This is a genomic window from Enterobacter sp. AN-K1 (assembly GCF_020971765.1).
Lineage (GTDB): Bacteria > Pseudomonadota > Gammaproteobacteria > Enterobacterales > Enterobacteriaceae > Enterobacter > Enterobacter hormaechei_C.
In genome coordinates, this window is sequence record NZ_CP087390.1 from 3,940,378 (window position 1) to 3,958,306 (window position 17,929).

Consider the following 17,929-nt stretch of genomic DNA (forward strand, 5'->3'; position numbering starts at 1 on the left):
CTTTCACCTATGTGAGTCTTCATCAATGAGAATTAAAACAGGGTTAATGGTGGCAGCATTCGTGATGCTGTCGGGCTGTAGCGCACCCGCACAGCACGCGGCGGTGGAAACCTGCAAAGCAGAAAATCAGATGCAGCAGACCACGCTTTATTTCGGCTTAAACCGTCCTGCCGGGGCGCAAATCACAGGCAACGAATGGCAGCAGTTTGTCGACCAGGACGTGACGCCACGCTTTCGCGATGGTTTAACGGTATTTGATGCGCGCGGTCAGTGGCTGGGGAATGATGGAAAAGTGGCGCGCGAGCCGAGCAAGGCATTGATGCTGATCCACGCTAAAGACGCGCAGAGTGAGAAGAATATCGAAGCGTTGCGCGGGATCTATAAGTCACGCTTCGCGCAGGAGTCGGTGATGCGGGTCGACCAGCCGGTGTGCGTGCAGTTTTAATGAAAAACGGCGGGAAACCCGCCGTTGTTGTATCGTAGGCCCGTGCAAGCGAAGCGCCGCCGGGCACAAAACTTACAGCACCAACCCCGCAAAGCTTGCCGACAGCAGGCTTACCAGCGTTGCCCCGTATACAAGGCGTAAACCAAACCGCGACACCACGTTACCCTGTTGCTCATTCAGACCTTTTATTGCCCCCGCCACAATGCCGATGGAAGCGAAGTTAGCGAACGATACCAGGAACACGGACAAAATCCCCAGCCCGCGCGGTGACATTTGATGGGCTATTTTTTGCAGCTCGATCATCGCCACAAATTCATTCGCCACCAGTTTAGTTGCCATAATGCTCCCCGCGCTTAAGGCATCGCTCAGCGGAATACCAATAAGCCACGCCAGCGGATAAAACACATAACCCAGAATCTGCTGGAAGCTCATGCCAAATATGCCGGAGAAGAGGGCGTTAATGGCGCTAATAAGGGCGATAAAGCCAATCAGCATCGCCAGAATAATCATCGCCACCTTAAAACCGGCCAGAATATACTCGCCCAGCATTTCAAAGAAGCTCTGGGATTCGTGCAGTTTTTCCAGCCTGATATCCGGCTCCGCTTCCGGGCGGGCCGGGTTAATGACCGAAAGAATAATAAAGGTGCTGAACATGTTCAGGATCAGCGCCGCGACGACAAACCTGGCGTCGAGCATAGTCATATAGGCCCCGACAATCGACAGCGAAACCGTCGACATGGCCGTGGCAGCCATCGTAAACAGACGACGCGAGGAGAGATCGCCCAGCACGCCTTTGTAGGCAATGAAGTTTTCCGACTGACCGAGGATCAGCGAACTCACCGCGTTAAAGGATTCCAGCTTGCCCATGCCGTTCAGTTTTGACAGCAGCGTCCCGATCACCCGAATAAAGATCGGCAGAATACGCCAGTGCTGAAGAATACCAATCAGCGCCGAGATAAAAATAATGGGGCAGAGCACGCCAAGGAAAATGAACGCCAGCCCTTTTTCACCCATCCCGCCAAAGACAAAATTCGTCCCTTCGGCAGCGAATTTAAGCAGCGACTCAAAGAAACCGGAAACGTATTTAATAATAAACAGGCCGCTTTCTGCGTGGAGGAAAAAGAACGCCAGCGCGATTTCGATCACGATCAGCTGTAAAACGAAACGAATACGAATTTTTCGGCGGTCGAAACTCACCAGCCAGGCGAGCGCAAGAATAATCACCAGCGCCAGCAGGAAATGGACAATTTTAAACATGGCTTATTTTCAGTTGGTTTTCGAGGCGGACATTTAGCCACAGCCCCGGTTAACCGTAAATGGGCATTTTCGTTATACCTTATAAACGTAACGGTTACTCAGGCAATTATTACTCCGCAATGCGTTTACATCTGGTCATCAAAACTCAACACATTTCGCTTGTTTTTCTTGTTGCCGTAATGATAATCACTATCACAAGAATTTACTTTTCTTTGCATCAGTTGACCGCGATAAACATTTAAGGTGTCGGCATGTTTGTTCCTTTTCTCATTATGTTACGTGAAGGCCTTGAAGCGGCCCTGATTGTTAGCCTTATCGCCAGTTATCTGAAGCGTACCCAGCGCGGACGCTGGATTGGCGTCATGTGGGTTGGGGTTTTCCTTGCTGCGGCGCTCTGCCTGGGCCTCGGTATCCTCATCAACGAAACCACCGGGGAGTTCCCGCAGAAAGAGCAGGAGCTGTTTGAAGGGATCGTCGCCGTGATTGCGGTGGTGATCCTCACCTGGATGGTGTTCTGGATGCGCAAGGTCTCCCGTAACGTGAAGGTACAGCTTGAGCAGGCGGTGGATAACGCCCTGCAAAAAGGCAACCACCACGGCTGGGCGCTGATCATGATGGTCTTTTTCGCCGTGGCGCGTGAAGGCCTGGAGTCTGTGTTCTTCCTGCTCGCGGCTTTTCAGCAGGACGTGGGCATCTGGCCGCCGCTGGGCGCGGTGCTCGGGCTGGCCACGGCGGTTGTGCTTGGCTTCCTGCTCTACTGGGGCGGCATTCGTCTTAACCTGGGCGCGTTCTTCAAGTGGACCAGCCTGTTTATTCTGCTGGTGGCCGCAGGGCTGGCGGCAGGGGCGATCCGCGCCTTCCACGAAGCGGGTCTGTGGAACCACTTCCAGGACGTGGCGTTCGATCTCAGCAACGTCCTGTCGACCCATTCACTGACCGGTACCCTGCTCGAAGGGATCTTCGGCTACCAGGAAACGCCGAGCGTCAGCGAAGTGGCGATGTACTTTATCTATCTGGTTCCGGCGCTGATCCTGTTCGCTATGCCGCCGCGTACCGGCTCGCAGACGTCGCGCGTAGCGCCGTAAGTGCTGTTTTAGTTACAACATACTTTTAAAGGGAAGAGTCATGGCCATTCAGTTCCGTCGTAGTGCGTTATGCGCAGGCATTGCCGCGCTGTTCGTGTCTGCCTTCACCGCTCAGGCGGCAGATATTCCGCAGGTAAAAGTCACCGTCAACGATAAACAGTGCGAGCCGATGACCATCACGGTTAACAGCGGTAAAACGCAGTTTATTATTCAGAACCACAGCCAGAAGGCGCTGGAGTGGGAAATTCTGAAAGGCGTGATGGTGGTGGAAGAGCGCGAGAATATCGCGCCGGGCTTCAGCCAGAAGATGACCGCAAATCTTCAGCCCGGGGAATATGACATGACCTGCGGCCTGCTGACTAACCCGAAAGGTAAGCTGATCGTCAAAGGCGCAGCGACGGCGGACGCGGCCAAAGGCACGGCGCTGCTGAGCCTCGGCGACGCCATTACCGCCTATAAAGCCTACGTCACCAAAGAGACAGCGGACCTGGTGGCAGGCACCAAAGCCTTTACCGACGCGGTGAAAGCGGGCGACATCGAAAAAGCGAAATCCCAGTATGCGCCTACCCGTCAGCACTACGAGCGCATTGAGCCGATTGCCGAACTGTTCTCTGACCTCGATGGCAGCATTGACGCCCGTGAAGACGACTACGAGCAGAAGGCCACCGATCCGAAATTCACCGGCTTCCACCGTCTGGAAAAAGCCCTGTTTGGCGATAACTCCACCAGTGGGATGGAGAAATACGCCGAGCAGCTCAACAGCGACGTGCTGGAGCTGCAAAAACGCATCAGCGAGCTGGCATTCCCACCGTCGAAAGTGGTGGGTGGCGCAGCGGGCCTGATTGAAGAAGTGGCCGCCAGCAAAATCAGCGGTGAAGAAGATCGTTACAGCCACACCGACCTGTGGGACTTCCAGGCGAACGTCGACGGCGCACAGAAAATTGTCGAGCTGCTGCGGCCTCAGCTGCAAAAAGAGAACGGCGAGCTGCTGGCGAAAGTGGATGCCAACTTTAAGAAAGTTGACGCTATCCTGGCGAAATACCGCACCAAAGACGGGTTCGAAACCTACGACAAGCTGACCGATGCTGACCGTAACGCGCTGAAAGGCCCGATAACCACCCTGGCGGAAGATCTCTCCCTGCTGCGTGGCGTACTGGGTCTGGATTAAGCGATGAACAAGCATGACGAATACGACGTGGCGGAACCTTCCCGACGTCGGTTGTTAAAAGGGGTAGGGGCGCTGGGCGGCGCGTTTGCCCTGGCGGGAGGCTGTCCGGTGGCGCATGCGGCAAAACCGCAAAGCGCCCCTGGCACGCTCTCCCCGGATGCGCGTATGGAAACGCAGCCGTTTTATGGTGAGCACCAGGCGGGGATCCTGACGCCGCAGCAGGCCTCGATGATGCTGGTGGCTTTCGATTCGCTGGCGAGTGATAAAGCCGACCTTGAGCGTCTGTTCAGGCTGTTGACCACGCGTATTGCCTTCCTCACCGCCGGCGGTCCCGCACCGGAAACACCGAATCCGCGCCTGCCGCCGATGGATTCCGGCATCCTCGGCGCGTTTATCGCTCCCGATAATCTGACCATCACCGTGTCGGTGGGGGAATCGCTGTTTGATGATCGCTACGGACTGGCGAAGCAGAAGCCGAAAGCGCTGCAAAAAATGACGCGATTCCCGAATGATTCTCTCGACGCGGCGCTGTGCCACGGCGATCTGCTGTTGCAGATCTGCGCTAATACCCAGGATACGGTGATCCATGCCCTGCGCGATATTATCAAGCACACCCCGGATCTGCTGAGCGTGCGCTGGAAGCGGGAAGGTTTTATCTCTGACCACGCCGCGCGCAGTAAAGGGAAAGAGACGCCGGTCAACCTGCTGGGCTTCAAAGACGGCACCGCCAACCCGGACAGCAGCAATACCGCGTTGATGAAGAACGTGGTATGGGTGACGGCGGATCAGGGCGAACCGGCCTGGGCGGTCGGAGGCACCTATCAGGCGGTGCGTATCATTCAGTTCCACGTGGAGTTCTGGGACCGCACGCCGCTGAAAGAGCAGCAAACTATCTTCGGTCGCGATAAGCAAACCGGCGCACCGCTCGGCATGAAGCACGAGCACGATGAACCCGACTACGCCCGCGATCCGAACGGGGATGTCATCGCGCTGGACAGCCATATTCGCCTCGCCAATCCTCGCACCAAAGAGACGCAATCCAGCCTGATGATGCGCAGGGGCTACAGCTACTCGCTGGGGGTGACCAACTCCGGTCAGCTTGATATGGGACTGCTGTTTGTCTGCTATCAGCACGATCTGGAGAAGGGATTCCTCACCGTGCAGAAGCGGCTCAACGGCGAAGCGCTGGAGGAATATATTAAGCCCATCGGCGGCGGCTATTTCTTTGCCCTGCCCGGCGCGCGTGACGCGAACGCCTGGCTCGCTCAGGGTCTGATAGAAGCCTGATAATCGTCCCTGCGACAGTTCGCGGGGACATTATTTTTTCGAAGGACTATCTTATTGTTATATTTCTGTAATATTTCTATATAAGACTGATTTTCCATGTAGGGGCAGTCCTAAAAGTTGCATTCAGGTAAAATAAATGTTGCATTTATGATAATTCCTGATGTACTTAAGAGAAGACAGCGGTAGTTCCCGGCAGTGATGCTAACTCACTATGGAGATCGCGAATGGTTGCGTCCTGTACTGGACAAGGTAAACACATCAACCGCAGTACCCGGCGCGGAGGCTCAGACTCCGGCAGCGATTTCTTCACCACCAAATTCTCTCCTTCACCTCAAGAACCTTTTTCTACCGACGTGCATAACGGTGCGCGTAGCCGTTGTATATCGTCATCCGGTAATGCAAGCAATGGCTTACAAGGAAGCCAACCCTCTGATGTTCGTGCGCATAATCGTGCCGATGCTGGCGCGTGTGATGAATACCAACAACTCAAGGTGCTATCCATGGGAAGACAGAAAGCAGTGATCAAAGCTCGTCGTGAAGCAAAACGTGTGCTGAGACGGGATTCACGTAGCCATAAGCAGCGTGAAGAAGAATCGGTCACCTCGCTTGTGCAGATGAGCGGCGTAGAATCCATTGGCATGGCGCGGGACAGCCGCGATGCATCGCCAATTGTGGCGCGGAATGAAGCTCAGGCGCACTACCTGAATGCTATCGAGAGTAAACAGCTCATCTTTGCAACCGGGGAAGCCGGATGCGGGAAAACCTGGATCAGCGCCGCCAAAGCGGCGGAGGCGCTGATTCATAAGGACGTGGAAAGGATCATCGTTACCCGTCCGGTACTGCAAGCGGATGAAGATCTGGGCTTCCTGCCCGGCGATATTTCCGAGAAGTTTGCCCCGTACTTCAGGCCCGTCTATGACGTGCTGGTGAAGCGGTTGGGCGCTTCCTTTATGCAGTACTGCCTGCGACCAGAGATTGGCAAGGTGGAAATCGCGCCGTTCGCCTATATGCGCGGACGTACATTTGAAAATGCGGTCGTTATTCTTGACGAGGCTCAGAACGTAACCGCTGCGCAAATGAAGATGTTTTTAACGCGCCTCGGGGAGAACGTGACGGTTATCGTCAACGGCGATATTACCCAGTGTGACCTGCCGTCGGGCGTGAAGTCCGGCCTGAGCGATGCCATGTCACGTTTTGAGGAAGATGAGATGATAGGGGTGGTCCGCTTCACAAAAGAGGACTGCGTCCGCTCAGCGCTGTGCCAACGAACGCTGGAAGTGTACTCCGACTAAGATCATTTCACATTTTAAGTCATTTCTTCCCGGCGTTATGCCGGGAAGCTTCCTTTATTCCCTCTGCACGCGTGGCTTTTTTAAATCATATTTATTTCCTATAGCATTCAACAGGATTTACGCCCCGTTTTGCGGTAATAATAATATTACTGTTAATTTGCTGCGAACGCTTTTTATACAGGTCACGGAAATGTGATATGTATTTATAATACCCACAAAATATCTATGAATATAATGATCATGCTAATTATTGGTTTAAAATTAAACGTGAATGTTGTCACAGAACATGACTAAGCAGTAAAAATTAAGTTGGTGTCTTTTGGGTAATTATCTATGTTTCGTACTTGTTCAGACAAAATTCTAAAAAGAAACTCGCCAGGGGATCGTTTCCTCTGGAACATCACGCTAAGGGTCATACATGAACGAACTGGTTAGTGCAATTAATGGTGTTATCTGGAGCCCGGCGTTAATATTTTTATGTCTGGGTGTCGGCCTCTATTTCTCGCTGCGTAGTCGCTTTCTGCAATTACGGCATATAAAACTTATGATTACCCTGATGTTTCAGGGGCGTCCTACCGAGGCAGGCGTGTCGTCGTTTCAGGCGCTGACGATGACGCTGGCGGGCCGCGTGGGGACAGGGAATATTGCCGGTGTAGCGACCGCCATTACCTTTGGTGGACCCGGTGCGCTTTTCTGGATGTGGATCGTGGCATTTTTGGGGGCAAGCTCTGCTTTTGTCGAATCCACGTTAGGTCAGGTTTATAAAGAGAAAATTAACGGCGAATATCGTGGTGGTCCTGCCTTTTATATTGAGAAAGGGTTAGGCGTGAAGTGGTACGCATGGTTATTTGCCATCGTAACGATTTTCTCCTGCGGATTATTACTGCCAGGTGTGCAGGCAAACTCCATTGGTGCGAGCCTGGATATTGCCTTTGGTCTGAGCCCAAATGTCACGGCGGCGTTACTTGCTGTGCTGTTGAGTTTTATTATTTTTGGTGGCGTAAAAAGGATTGCCAGCTTTAGCAGCATGGTGGTTCCGTTTATGGCGCTCGGCTATATTATTGTCGCGTGCGTGATTATCGCTATCAATATTGATCAGCTTCCTTCAGTTATATTGCTGATCTGGAAAAGTGCTTTTGGCCTTGAAGCTGGGTTTGGCGCTATTCTGGGCCAGGCCATCATGTGGGGCGTCAAGCGTGGCGTCTATTCCAACGAGGCGGCGCAGGGTACCGGGCCACATGCCTCCTCGGCGGCGGCCGTAAGCCATCCGGTGAAACAGGGGCTGGTTCAGGCGTTCTCCGTGTACATCGACACGCTGTTTGTCTGCTCCGCGACCGGGTTTATGCTGTTGATCACCGGGCTGTATAACGTGCAGGGCGTCGACGGCGCAGCGCTCTATACCGGAATAGCGGGCGTGGCCGCAGGACCGGGATATGTCCAGACGGCAATGGAAAGTATGATGCCGGGCTTCGGTAATTATTTTGTTGCCATCGCGCTGTTCTTCTTTGCCTTCACCACGATCATTGCTTACTACTACATCGCTGAAACGAATATCGCCTACATCAACCGTAAGATTCATCGCCCGTGGCTGACGTTCCTGCTCAAGCTGTGTCTGATGGCTTCGACGGTATATGGCACGGTACGCACCGCGGATCTGGCCTGGGGATTAGGGGATATTGGCGTAGGGCTGATGGCATGGCTCAACATTATTGCCATCGTTCTGTTGCATAAAAAAGCGTTTGCCAGCCTGAAGGATTATGAAATCCAGAATGCACAGGGGTTGGATCCACACTTTGACCCGGTTCGGCTGGGGATTAAAAATGCGGATTACTGGCTGGAGGAGCGTAAGGATGAAGCGGGTTTGAATATTGGCCAGAGACTTGCTCCCGAGGGAAAGCAACCGGCTGGAAAGCTGAATAGCTGAGGAATGGTTGAGACAGGCCCGTGCTTTTGTACGGGCTTTTTTTTGTAGGTGAGGCAGCTCGTGTCGCACCGGGGGGGATTGACTCGCTTCGCTCGCCCTGCGGGCAGCCTGTTCGCTATGCTCTCAGTCTGTCCAACTGGCTGCCGCCAGTTGTCGAACCCCAGTCGGGGGTTCTCATCCCCCCCTTTTCGGAGAATATAAAAGAAAAAAGCCCGTACTTTCGTACGAGCTCTTGTCTTGAATATGGCGGTGAGGGGGGGATTCGAACCCCCGATACGTTGCCGTATACACACTTTCCAGGCGTGCTCCTTCAGCCACTCGGACACCTCACCATATTGTTTTGCTGCCTGACCGCTTGGGGGGCAACGGGGCGCTACTATAGGGAGTTGCGCTAAAACGGTCAAGCAGATTTTCAGCATTCGTGCTTGTTCGGTTAAGCCTTAATCAGCTTATGTCGCAGCGCGCAGGATTAACGCTGCGAATCGAGCACTTCGCTATTTTTCACCACGTCCTGCGCTTTGCTGTAGCTTTCGATCAGCAGCTGGTAGGCCGGGAAGATGTGTGTGTACACCTCAGCCCATTCACCCGCATCTTCACGGTTCCACGTGCGCTGAATTTCGGAAGCAACAGCAGCCGTGTCCATCGGCACCACGCCTGCCTGCACCACGCGCGCCAGGGTGATCTCCTGCGCCATTTTGCTGTAGGTGCCGGAGGCATCAATCACCGCAAACACTTTATATCCGTCCGCCACCGCGCTGATGGACGGGAAGGCCATGCAGACGCTGGTGATCGTCCCCGCGATAATCAGCGTTTTGCGCCCGGTGGCTTTCACCGCCGCCACGAACTCCGGGTTATCCCAGGCGTTGATCTCACCCTTGCGTGCCACATACTGTGCGTGCGGCGCGTTGGCGTGGATCTCCGGGATAAGCGGGCCGTTCGGTCCCTGTGGAACCGACGCCGTGGTGATCACCGGGATCTTCGCCAGCGAGGCGATTTTTGCCAGCGCTGCTGCACGGGCGCGCAGCTCAGGCATTGGCATGTCTCCTACAGTCTGGAACAGCCCGCTCTGGTGATCGATAAGCAGCATAACGGCATCGTTTACGTCAATAACGGGACGTGCACCGTTGAAGTTTGCAGGGGTAGACATAATGCGCTCCTTATTACGTTTAGATTTGGCCAAAGCGGCCGGAGTTGAAATCGCGAATAGCCTCGGCAATTTCGGTTTTACTGTTCATCACAAACGGGCCATAGCCCACGATGGGTTCATTCAGCGGCTCCCCGGCCATCAGCAGCACTTTGGCATCGCTGCTGGCTTCGAGATGCAGTTTGTCACCGCTCTGACTCAGCACGACCAGTTGCGCCTCACCGGCAGGCGTGGTGCCGTTCACCGTCACGCTGCCTTCAACGACAACCAGCGCCGTGCTCCAGCCTTCGGGCTGATTGAGCGTCAGATGGCTACCCTGGCGCAGCGCGAGATCCCACACGTTCAGCGGTGAGAAGGTATGCGCCGGGCCGGTTACCTCTCCAAAACGGCCAGCAATCACGCGCAATGTTCCGCTGTTATCCGGCAGGGTGACCACCGGGATATCCGCCTGAGTGATGCTCTGGTAGCCAGGCGTCGCCATTTTGTCTTTGGCGGGCAGGTTGACCCACAGCTGCATCATTTTCAGTTCACCGCCTTTCTGCGAAAACGCGCTGGAGTGGAACTCCTCGTGCAAAATGCCTGCGCCTGCCGTCATCCACTGCACGTCGCCTGGGCCAATAACGCCGCCTCTGCCGGTGGAATCACGGTGCTCCACTTCGCCTGAGTAGACGATGGTCACCGTTTCAAAACCGCGATGAGGATGCTCGCCCACGCCGCGTTTCGCGCCGTCCGCCGGGAAGGTATGCGGTCCGGCGTAGTCCAGCAGCAGGAACGGGCTCAGGGGCTCGCCGTGCGTCTGGTAAGAAAACATCGAACGAACCGGAAAACCGTCACCGACCCAGTGCGGCCGAGGTGCGGTATACACGCCTGTTACGTTTTTCATGATTAACTCCTGATGTCCTGTTGATGGAATTAGCTTATATTCAGGGTTAATATCCCGGTAGATAGCAAAAATGACATTCACTGTTCCTTAAATGGAACAATGGAGGCGTATGCAGGATCTCAATGATTTCGTATGGTTTGTGAAGGTGGTGGAGCATGGTGGCTTTGCGGCGGCGGGTCGGGCGCTCGATCAGCCTAAGTCGAAACTGAGCCGTAGGATTGCGCAGCTGGAAGAACGCCTGGGCGTTCGGTTGATCCAACGTACCACGCGGCAGTTTGCAGTGACGGAGGTGGGGCAGACGTTCTATCAGCACTGTAAAGCCATGCTGGTGGAAGCTGAAGCTGCGGAGGAGGCGGTGGCTGCTTTACAGGCTGAGCCGCGCGGTATGGTCCGGATCACCTGTCCTGTCACCTTGCTGCACGTTCACGTGGGGCCCATGCTGGCGCGGTTTATGGCGCGCTATCCAGGGATCAACCTCCAGCTCGAAGCCACCAACCGCCGGGTCGATCTGGTGGCGGAGGGGGTGGATGTGGCGATCCGCGTTCGTCCGCGCCCGTTTGATGACAGCGATCTGGTATTAAGGGTGCTGGCGGACAGGGGGCACTGTCTGGTTGCCGGGCCGGCACTGATTGAACGGATGGGCAACCCGGCGATGCCCTCTGAACTCAGCGAGTGGCCGGGGTTAAGTATGGGGGCGGGCAAGCACCTGCATAAGTGGGAATTGAGCGGGCCGGAGGGCGCAAAGGCAGAAATTCACTTCACGCCGCGCCTGGTGACTACCGACATGCTGGCGCTGCGGGAGGCGGCGATGGCGGGCGTGGGCGTGGTACAGCTGCCCATTTTGATGGTGAAGGATCAGCTGGCTTCAGGTGAACTTGTTCGGGTGCTGAATGCCTGGGAACCCAGACGGGAAGTGATCCACGCGGTGTATCCATCCCGGCGCGGCCTGCTGCCATCGGTCAGGACGCTGGTGGATTTTCTCACCGAAGAGTATGCAAAGATGGTTGAAGACTAGCTTTTTGTAGGTCGGGTAAGCGTAGCGCCACCCGACATAAAGAACGCAGGGAGCGAATCTCCTTACGGAGAATATAAAAGAAAAAAGCCCGTACTTTCGTACGAGCTCTTGTCTTGAATATGGCGGTGAGGGGGGGATTCGAACCCCCGATACGTTGCCGTATACACACTTTCCAGGCGTGCTCCTTCAGCCACTCGGACACCTCACCATATTGTCATCCCGTTGTTGTCGGGACGGGCGCTAATGTAAGGAAAAGCCGTACTGCCGTCAACCCACTTTTTCAGTAATTTAGCGTGTTTAGACAAACTTCAGGCAACCTGATTCCGAAATGTGCGAAATGCGCCTCTTTTATCAGCAACGCGGTTTAGCGATAAATTTGTTATGCTGGCAAGCCAGTTGAAAATGAAAATAAAACAGCGCAATAAAAGGCAATGACTATGGATATTATCTTCTATCACCCCACTTTTGATACGGCTTACTGGATTAACGCGCTCACGGCGGCACTGCCTGGCGCACGCGTTCGCGAATGGAAACAGGGCGATAATGAACATGCCGACTACGCGCTGGTCTGGCATCCCCCGGTCGAAATGCTTCAGGGACGCCGTTTGAAGGCGGTGTTTGCTCTTGGTGCGGGTGTGGATTCCATTCTCAGTAAGCTGAAGGCACACCCTGAAATGCTGCCGGAGGATATTCCCCTGTTTCGTCTGGAAGATACCGGTATGGGGCAGCAGATGCAGGAATATGCCGTGAGCCAGGTGCTGCACTGGTTCCGCCGCTTCGACGATTATCAGGCGTTTAAACAGCAATCCCACTGGGAACCGCTTCCGGATTATCAGCATGAAGATTTCACCATCGGCATCCTCGGCGCGGGTGTACTGGGTTCGAAAGTCGCCGAAGCGCTCGCGCCGTGGGGCTTCCCACTGCGCTGCTGGAGCCGGAGCCGTAAGGATTATCCAGGCGTCGAGAGCTTTGCCGGAACGGACGAACTCCCGGCGTTCCTGAAAGGGACTCGCGTCCTCATTAACCTGCTGCCGAATACGGCGGAAACGGTCGGCATTATCAATGGCACGCTCCTCAACCAGTTGGCAGAAGACAGCTACTTAATGAACCTGGCGCGCGGGGTACACGTTGTGGAAGACGATCTGCTGAAAGCGCTGGATAGCGGTAAACTGAAAGGCGCAATGCTGGATGTCTATAGCCGCGAACCGCTGCCGACAGACAGCCCGCTCTGGGCACATCCGCGCGTGGCGATGACGCCTCATATTGCGGCCGTGACGCGACCGGCGGAGGCCGTGGCGTACATCTCGCATACCATCAGCGAAATAGAGAAGGGCAACGCGGTGACCGGACAGGTCGACAGACAGCGAGGCTACTGAGAGAAACCCGGCGTTCGCCGGGTTTTTGCTAATATTCGCCGCTGATAACTGCTATCCTTGGGAAAAACCGCAGAGGAGAGAAAGATGTATCCCGTTGACCTGCATATGCACACCGTCGCCAGTACCCACGCTTACAGTAACCTCCATGATTATATCGCTCAGGCGAAGCTGAAAGGCATTAAACTGTTTGCGATAACCGATCACGGTCCGGATATGGCGGATGCGCCGCACTACTGGCATTTTGTGAATATGCGTATCTGGCCACGCCTGGTGGACGGTATCGGGATACTGCGTGGCATCGAAGCGAACATCAAAAATACCGACGGTGAGATTGACTGCACCGGTCCGATGCTGACCTCGTTAGATCTGATCCTCGCTGGCTTCCACGAGCCGGTCTTTGCGCCCCAGGATAAAGAGACCAACACCGCAGCGATGATTGCCACTATTGCCAGCGGCAACGTGCACATTATCAGCCACCCGGGAAATCCGAAATACCCGATTGATATTCAGGCCGTGGCGCAGGCGGCAGCGAAGCACCGCGTGGCGCTGGAGATTAACAACTCCTCCTTTGTTCACTCGCGTAAGGGCAGTGAAGCCAACTGCCGCGAAGTGGCGGCGGCCGTGCGTGACGCGGGCGGCATGGTGGCGCTGGGCTCTGATTCACACACGGCCTTCACGCTGGGTGATTTTAGCGAGTGCCTGAAAATATTGCGGGACGTGAATTTCCCGGAAGAACAGATCCTGAACGTCACGCCGCGTCGTATGCTCGACTTCCTTGAGTCGCGCGGCATGGCGCCGATTGATGAATTTGCCGATCTTTAATTAATAACGGAATAAAAACATGAATGAGTTTTCCATCCTTTGCCGCGTGCTGGGCACCTTATATTACCGCCAGCCGCAGGATCCGCTGCTGGTTCCGCTGTTTACCCTGATTCGTGAAGGTAAACTGGCGCAGAGCTGGCCGCTGGAACAGGATGAGTTGCTGGAACGCTTGCAAAAAAGCTGCGATATGCAGCAGATTTCAACGGATTACAACGCGCTGTTTGTGGGAGAAGAGTGTCGCGTGTCGCCGTATCGTTCTGCCTGGCAGGAAGGTACGACCGAAGCGGAAGTTCGGGCGTTTCTTTCAGAACGCGGCATGCCGCTGACGGATATGCCTGCCGATCATATCGGTACCCTGCTGCTGGCGGCCTCCTGGATTGAAGATAATGCAGGTGATGATGAGAACGAGGCGATTGAAACCCTGTTCGAAACGTATTTGCTTCCGTGGGTTGGCACCTTCCTGGGTAAAGTTGAAGCCCACGCCACCTCGCCGTTCTGGAGAACGCTGGCTCCGCTGACGCGTGACGCCATCGCTGCCATGTGGGACGAGCTGGAAGAAGAGAACGAAGAGTGATTTGAATCACAAAAATCCTGCAACGATACATTTCAACTTGCACGTAATGTGCTTCTGATCTCATTTCTATGGTGCGCATCTGCTAAGATGCGCACCATGAACATACTACTTTGTATTGCAATCACGACTGGCATCCTCTCCGGCCTCTGGGGTTGGGTGGCTGTCTCTCTCGGCTTGTTGAGCTGGGCTGGTTTTCTTGGCTGCACGGCCTATTTCGCCTGCCCGCAGGGTGGTCTCAAAGGGCTCTTCATCTCCGGCTGTACTCTGATGAGCGGTGTGATTTGGGCGCTGGTCATTATGAAAGGCAGCGCGCTGGCGCCGCATGTGGAAATCCTGGGGTACGCCATCACCGGCATTGTGGCCTTCCTGATGTGCGTTCAGGCAAAACATCTGCTGTTGTCCTTTGTGCCCGGCACGTTCATGGGTGCCTGCGCGACCTTTGCGGGGCAGGGGGACTGGAAGCTGGTGGTCCCTTCGCTCATGCTGGGATTACTGTTTGGCTACGCCATGAAGAACAGCGGCCTCTGGCTTGCGGCCCGACGCGAGAAGAGCCAGAGCGTTCCTGCGGTAAGTAAATAAAAAAAGGCGAGACGGAAATCTCGCCTTTTTTATGCGCCGCCGATTATGACTCTGGCGGCACCGACATCTCTCGGTATTTCACCAGCACCGCATTACTCACGTCACTTTTATTCTGAAGATCCCACAAGCCGCGATCGATACCGTCATTAATCAGGAAAATCACGCCGGTTTCGATGGCCGACATCAGACACAGCATGACCGGCTCGTTAGAGGTATAGCCAATTTCACCCTCCAGCAGACGCTGGTAATCGATAAAGCGGAACACCCCGGCCTGCACTTCATAAGAGAGAATCGTTTTGCTGGTGGTCACGGAGGATAATATCTCACCCGTGCTCACGTTAACCACGCGCAGGTTGACGGCAATCTGATCCAGCTGATACTGCGTGTCGGCCCCGATGCCAAAGTAACGCGCACCCGCGCCGCCCGATTTCACGTTACTTTCGTAGCCGATAATCGAGCCTTCCACCATGATATTGGCTGCGGTGAGAGACTGTAGCGGCATGCGGTTATTGACGCCAACGGTACCATTCTCCTGCGCGGCACGAATGATTTTTCGTTCGTTAAGCAGGTTTTGCAGCCCCTGACGTTCCAGCGGGATAAACCAGCGAGAATCTTTCAGGGCGGTGACCAGCATCGCGGTGGCGCTCTGCGGTACGGCCGTCGAGAAGTTACTGGCCGGATACGGTTTGAACTGGCCCGTCTCATCCTGAATGTTATAGACCGAGACGAATATCTTCCCGGTAGGGACCGGCAGATGTGTCAGATCCCGGTAGCTCTGGGCACGAGGCATTAGGGTGGGTTTAGCGGCTTCTTTTGGCGGGGCAGTTAAACAACCGCTTAATAAGCACACTGCAACTAAAATAAAAAAGCGCTGCATAATAATTGTCCTTATTTTGGGGTTGTTTAGAAATCAGTTGAACTGGTCTGCAAACCGGAAACCTGGATTGTCGACGTTTTACCGGTTTTTCGGTCTGTCACATTTAACTGAAGCTGTCCGTCTTTATTGGCAATATCGACGATAAAGTCGTTAGTGACCATCCGTCCGGGTTTTCCGGTATTAATGTTGGTTAATAAGCCACCTAATATTTGCGACTGGATGGCCTGAGTGAAATTATCCAGGGCCGACGGGGTCTCGATACCGAAATCATCGTCATAGCTGGGGTCTTTATAGGAGTTTTGAGCCTGAGCCTGGTTAAGCATAAAGGCTCCGTTATTCGGGTTGCCGCCAAAATTAGGGTTGCGGAACTGGAATGTCATATTTCCGGCCCAGCTCAACGGCGCAATGAGCATTAACGAAATCACTGTGTGTGCGAGACGCATTACAGCCTCCGAAATAGGTGTCGTTGCTAGAACTCATCTTTTGCTAAATCGCCTGTGTTCAAAAGGGCTTTGTCTAACTGTAGGCGGTTAATAGCTTCTTCTGTTTGTGCCAGCGCGAAAGCGACGTTCTGATCGAAGTCTCTTTTCGTTGGGAATAAAAAAGTCTGGTAAATAACGTCCTGATTAGCGGTTATTGTGATCCAGCTTCCCCACCGCGCACTGGGCCGTTCGTTGATGGTTAAGTTACCCGGATAATCGCTTTCCCACTTATCGCTGAAGGCACGATAAAAATTGTGTCCGACAGAGGTGACGGTGTGGTCGGTCAACAGTCCGGGAACTTCCACCTCAACAGCCTGAAGGTTTCCGGCAGCAAGCATAATGCCTGCGGCGGCAATCCAACTTAGGGTGCGTTTCATGCTATTAACGCCTGAGGTTATCGTTTGCCCACGACACCGCCTGCGTGCGATTTTTAACAGCTATCTTTTTGAAAAGATTATAAAGATGCGTCTTAACCGTATTTTCGCTGATAAATAACGAACGGGCGATTTCAATATTTGAAGCACCAATACGCAGTTTGTTCAGGATCTCTTTCTCACGGTGCGTCAGAAGTGCAGATTCTGAACTGTTATAGCGATAATTTCCGGAGTGGGTAATGAGGTAGCTGGCCAGTTTTTGCGAGAAATAACACTCCCCCCGCAATATGCCCTGCAAACCCTCCACGACACGGTTTTCTTCTTCAGTGACGTAAAACACGCCGTTAATATGCGGCCAGCTCTCAATATCGCGGAAAGGATACTCATCAGGCGTATTTAATAACAATACGCGGATATTATTGTTTTTCCTGCTTAAATTATCCTGCCAGTAATGGACCAGTTTTTTATCCGCTTCCATCATATCGAGAAGAATGATGCTGCCAGGAGCGATATCATCAAAAGAACGTTGAATATTATGCAGTTTCCCGTTAAGCGAGAGGCATTGTTTTAAATGCTGCAATAACGCTGTCGCTTGTAGGGAAGGTTTTGTGATCAACAATAATGTATGACCGGGTAAGCTATGGACTTCATTAAACATGATGAAACCCCACGTTATTTATGACACCCGGCAGCTGCCCTCGTATTATTGAAAAGGGCACCAGAAGTACTGACAGGTGTGGCACTGCTGTGTGTAGTTAAAAAACCTTCCTCCAAAGGAGGCGGTAAAATTAAAAACAAATAACGTACTGCTGTTTTCAATCTAGCTATTGCAAACTTTAAAGCAAGTGTTAATCATGTAACAGAATGTAAAATTCGATATTAAGTTGTGTATTTTGCAGGGTGAATAGATTTTAAGATAAGGGGGAAGTTGTACAGGTGTATAAACGTGCACAGATTTTGAAAGTCATACAATATATTATAACGAATTGAATTATTGGGCTTTTAATTATTGTAAGCCAGCCGGTAAAAAGTATGAACTCAGCTAAAAAGTTAAGACTTCTCTAAGCTGGAAATTTTTCTTAAGAAAACTTGCTTCGTGTCACGCCCCTGGCAAAAGACATTGCCGTGTTTGTCTGTAGAAGCCGGTACAGGTTGGACAGCCTGTCTCGCTGTTGTCCAGGCGCTCAGACAAGAATTTATTTCTGCATTAGTGGTGTGTCGCGTCGTTTCAGGCGAGATTTACGACTTTGAGGTGAATGAGCATATAAAAATAAGGCACACGGGTGAGATATTAAATATGTTTCGGCAGACATACTCTTTTCCGTAACGCGGCGTTAACAAAACG

The 17,929-nt window shown here is 53.5% G+C and carries 18 protein-coding genes and 2 tRNA genes; 11 read left to right on the forward strand and 9 right to left on the reverse strand.

The window, feature by feature from the left end; all coding sequences use genetic code 11:
* Positions 1-25: 25 nt before the first annotated feature.
* A complete protein-coding gene (locus tag LOC22_RS18630; RefSeq protein WP_017384767.1) occupies positions 26-445 on the forward strand; it encodes a DUF3574 domain-containing protein in 420 nt (139 codons plus the stop codon).
* Between the two features lie 72 nt (positions 446-517).
* Here the strand turns inward: LOC22_RS18630 and LOC22_RS18635 are convergent, their stop codons facing one another.
* Positions 518-1,702, reverse strand: coding sequence for a NupC/NupG family nucleoside CNT transporter (locus tag LOC22_RS18635; RefSeq protein WP_017384766.1), 1,185 nt, complete (start codon positions 1,700-1,702; stop codon positions 518-520).
* A 251-nt stretch (positions 1,703-1,953) separates the two neighbouring features.
* On the opposite strand from LOC22_RS18635, the gene efeU reads away from it, so the two are divergent.
* The 5 genes from efeU to LOC22_RS18660 all read left to right on the forward strand — a co-directional run bounded on the left by efeU (position 1,954) and on the right by LOC22_RS18660 (position 8,458).
* Positions 1,954-2,787, forward strand: a complete 834-nt coding sequence (efeU, locus tag LOC22_RS18640) for an iron uptake transporter permease EfeU (protein ID WP_017384765.1) — start codon at positions 1,954-1,956, stop codon at positions 2,785-2,787.
* 40 nt (positions 2,788-2,827) lie between these two features.
* A complete protein-coding gene (efeO, locus tag LOC22_RS18645; RefSeq protein WP_015570859.1) occupies positions 2,828-3,955 on the forward strand; it encodes an iron uptake system protein EfeO in 1,128 nt (375 codons plus the stop codon).
* A gap of 3 nt (positions 3,956-3,958) precedes the next feature.
* Positions 3,959-5,242 carry an iron uptake transporter deferrochelatase/peroxidase subunit gene (gene efeB, locus LOC22_RS18650; protein ID WP_023296295.1) on the forward strand — a complete coding sequence of 428 codons (1,284 nt, stop codon included), beginning with the start codon at positions 3,959-3,961 and terminating at the stop codon, positions 5,240-5,242.
* Between the two features lie 500 nt (positions 5,243-5,742).
* On the forward strand, positions 5,743-6,534 hold the full coding sequence (gene phoH / locus LOC22_RS18655) for a phosphate starvation-inducible protein PhoH (RefSeq protein WP_017384762.1): 792 nt from the start codon (positions 5,743-5,745) through the stop codon (positions 6,532-6,534).
* Positions 6,535-6,952: 418 nt separating this feature from the next.
* Positions 6,953-8,458 (forward strand): alanine/glycine:cation symporter family protein, encoded by a 1,506-nt coding sequence (locus tag LOC22_RS18660; RefSeq protein WP_017384761.1) that lies wholly within the window; start codon positions 6,953-6,955, stop codon positions 8,456-8,458.
* Between the two features lie 244 nt (positions 8,459-8,702).
* Here the strand turns inward: LOC22_RS18660 and LOC22_RS18665 are convergent.
* The 3 genes from LOC22_RS18665 to LOC22_RS18675 all read right to left on the reverse strand — a co-directional run bounded on the left by LOC22_RS18665 (position 8,703) and on the right by LOC22_RS18675 (position 10,485).
* A tRNA-Ser gene (locus LOC22_RS18665) sits at positions 8,703-8,790 on the reverse strand.
* A 137-nt stretch (positions 8,791-8,927) separates the two neighbouring features.
* Positions 8,928-9,605, reverse strand: a complete 678-nt coding sequence (locus tag LOC22_RS18670; RefSeq protein WP_003858068.1) for an isochorismatase family protein — start codon at positions 9,603-9,605, stop codon at positions 8,928-8,930.
* Positions 9,606-9,624: 19 nt separating this feature from the next.
* Entirely contained in the window at positions 9,625-10,485 is an 861-nt protein-coding gene (locus LOC22_RS18675; RefSeq protein WP_040117482.1) for a pirin family protein, read from the reverse strand.
* A gap of 109 nt (positions 10,486-10,594) precedes the next feature.
* Here LOC22_RS18675 and LOC22_RS18680 point away from each other — a divergent pair, with 109 nt between their 5' ends.
* The gene (locus LOC22_RS18680; RefSeq protein ID WP_017384759.1) at positions 10,595-11,500 is read left to right on the forward strand and encodes a LysR family transcriptional regulator; all 906 of its coding nucleotides are present in this window, start codon (positions 10,595-10,597) and stop codon (positions 11,498-11,500) included.
* Positions 11,501-11,620: 120 nt separating this feature from the next.
* Here LOC22_RS18680 and LOC22_RS18685 read toward each other — a convergent pair.
* A tRNA-Ser gene (locus tag LOC22_RS18685) sits at positions 11,621-11,708 on the reverse strand.
* 229 nt (positions 11,709-11,937) lie between these two features.
* Here LOC22_RS18685 and ghrA point away from each other — a divergent pair.
* From ghrA to LOC22_RS18705, 4 genes are all read left to right on the forward strand, one after another.
* On the forward strand, positions 11,938-12,876 hold the full coding sequence (gene ghrA / locus LOC22_RS18690) for a glyoxylate/hydroxypyruvate reductase GhrA (RefSeq protein WP_017384758.1): 939 nt from the start codon (positions 11,938-11,940) through the stop codon (positions 12,874-12,876).
* 84 nt (positions 12,877-12,960) lie between these two features.
* Positions 12,961-13,698 carry a phosphatase gene (locus LOC22_RS18695; protein WP_003858061.1) on the forward strand — a complete coding sequence of 246 codons (738 nt, stop codon included), beginning with the start codon at positions 12,961-12,963 and terminating at the stop codon, positions 13,696-13,698.
* Positions 13,699-13,717: 19 nt separating this feature from the next.
* On the forward strand, positions 13,718-14,272 hold the full coding sequence (locus tag LOC22_RS18700; RefSeq protein ID WP_023303414.1) for a molecular chaperone: 555 nt from the start codon (positions 13,718-13,720) through the stop codon (positions 14,270-14,272).
* 96 nt (positions 14,273-14,368) lie between these two features.
* The gene (locus tag LOC22_RS18705; RefSeq protein WP_072159654.1) at positions 14,369-14,851 is read left to right on the forward strand and encodes a DUF1097 domain-containing protein; all 483 of its coding nucleotides are present in this window, start codon (positions 14,369-14,371) and stop codon (positions 14,849-14,851) included.
* 43 nt (positions 14,852-14,894) lie between these two features.
* Here the strand turns inward: LOC22_RS18705 and csgG are convergent, their stop codons facing one another.
* From csgG to csgD, 4 genes are read right to left on the reverse strand one after another with little or no spacing between them, the layout of a single operon-like run.
* The gene (gene csgG, locus LOC22_RS18710) at positions 14,895-15,728 is read right to left on the reverse strand and encodes a curli production assembly/transport protein CsgG (RefSeq protein ID WP_003858055.1); all 834 of its coding nucleotides are present in this window, start codon (positions 15,726-15,728) and stop codon (positions 14,895-14,897) included.
* Positions 15,729-15,754: 26 nt separating this feature from the next.
* The gene (gene csgF, locus LOC22_RS18715) at positions 15,755-16,171 is read right to left on the reverse strand and encodes a curli production assembly/transport protein CsgF (RefSeq protein ID WP_003858054.1); all 417 of its coding nucleotides are present in this window, start codon (positions 16,169-16,171) and stop codon (positions 15,755-15,757) included.
* A 26-nt stretch (positions 16,172-16,197) separates the two neighbouring features.
* Positions 16,198-16,587, reverse strand: a complete 390-nt coding sequence (gene csgE / locus LOC22_RS18720; protein WP_230239120.1) for a curli production assembly/transport protein CsgE — start codon at positions 16,585-16,587, stop codon at positions 16,198-16,200.
* A 4-nt stretch (positions 16,588-16,591) separates the two neighbouring features.
* On the reverse strand, positions 16,592-17,242 hold the full coding sequence (gene csgD, locus LOC22_RS18725) for a biofilm master transcriptional regulator CsgD (protein ID WP_017384754.1): 651 nt from the start codon (positions 17,240-17,242) through the stop codon (positions 16,592-16,594).
* Positions 17,243-17,929: the final 687 nt, after the last annotated feature.

Bases quoted from the DNA above. Each gene is read 5' to 3' on its own strand.
- LOC22_RS18630 (WP_017384767.1), top strand. From the start codon at position 26: ATGAGAATTAAAACAGGGTTAATGGTGGCAGCATTCGTGATGCTGTCG.
- LOC22_RS18635 (WP_017384766.1), bottom strand. From the start codon at position 1,702: ATGTTTAAAATTGTCCATTTCCTGCTGGCGCTGGTGATTATTCTTGCG.
- efeU (WP_017384765.1), top strand. From the start codon at position 1,954: ATGTTTGTTCCTTTTCTCATTATGTTACGTGAAGGCCTTGAAGCGGCC.
- efeO (WP_015570859.1), top strand. From the start codon at position 2,828: ATGGCCATTCAGTTCCGTCGTAGTGCGTTATGCGCAGGCATTGCCGCG.
- efeB (WP_023296295.1), top strand. From the start codon at position 3,959: ATGAACAAGCATGACGAATACGACGTGGCGGAACCTTCCCGACGTCGG.
- phoH (WP_017384762.1), top strand. From the start codon at position 5,743: ATGGGAAGACAGAAAGCAGTGATCAAAGCTCGTCGTGAAGCAAAACGT.
- LOC22_RS18660 (WP_017384761.1), top strand. From the start codon at position 6,953: ATGAACGAACTGGTTAGTGCAATTAATGGTGTTATCTGGAGCCCGGCG.
- LOC22_RS18670 (WP_003858068.1), bottom strand. From the start codon at position 9,605: ATGTCTACCCCTGCAAACTTCAACGGTGCACGTCCCGTTATTGACGTA.
- LOC22_RS18675 (WP_040117482.1), bottom strand. From the start codon at position 10,485: ATGAAAAACGTAACAGGCGTGTATACCGCACCTCGGCCGCACTGGGTC.
- LOC22_RS18680 (WP_017384759.1), top strand. From the start codon at position 10,595: ATGCAGGATCTCAATGATTTCGTATGGTTTGTGAAGGTGGTGGAGCAT.
- ghrA (WP_017384758.1), top strand. From the start codon at position 11,938: ATGGATATTATCTTCTATCACCCCACTTTTGATACGGCTTACTGGATT.
- LOC22_RS18695 (WP_003858061.1), top strand. From the start codon at position 12,961: ATGTATCCCGTTGACCTGCATATGCACACCGTCGCCAGTACCCACGCT.
- LOC22_RS18700 (WP_023303414.1), top strand. From the start codon at position 13,718: ATGAATGAGTTTTCCATCCTTTGCCGCGTGCTGGGCACCTTATATTAC.
- LOC22_RS18705 (WP_072159654.1), top strand. From the start codon at position 14,369: ATGAACATACTACTTTGTATTGCAATCACGACTGGCATCCTCTCCGGC.
- csgG (WP_003858055.1), bottom strand. From the start codon at position 15,728: ATGCAGCGCTTTTTTATTTTAGTTGCAGTGTGCTTATTAAGCGGTTGT.
- csgF (WP_003858054.1), bottom strand. From the start codon at position 16,171: ATGCGTCTCGCACACACAGTGATTTCGTTAATGCTCATTGCGCCGTTG.
- csgE (WP_230239120.1), bottom strand. From the start codon at position 16,587: ATGAAACGCACCCTAAGTTGGATTGCCGCCGCAGGCATTATGCTTGCT.
- csgD (WP_017384754.1), bottom strand. From the start codon at position 17,242: ATGTTTAATGAAGTCCATAGCTTACCCGGTCATACATTATTGTTGATC.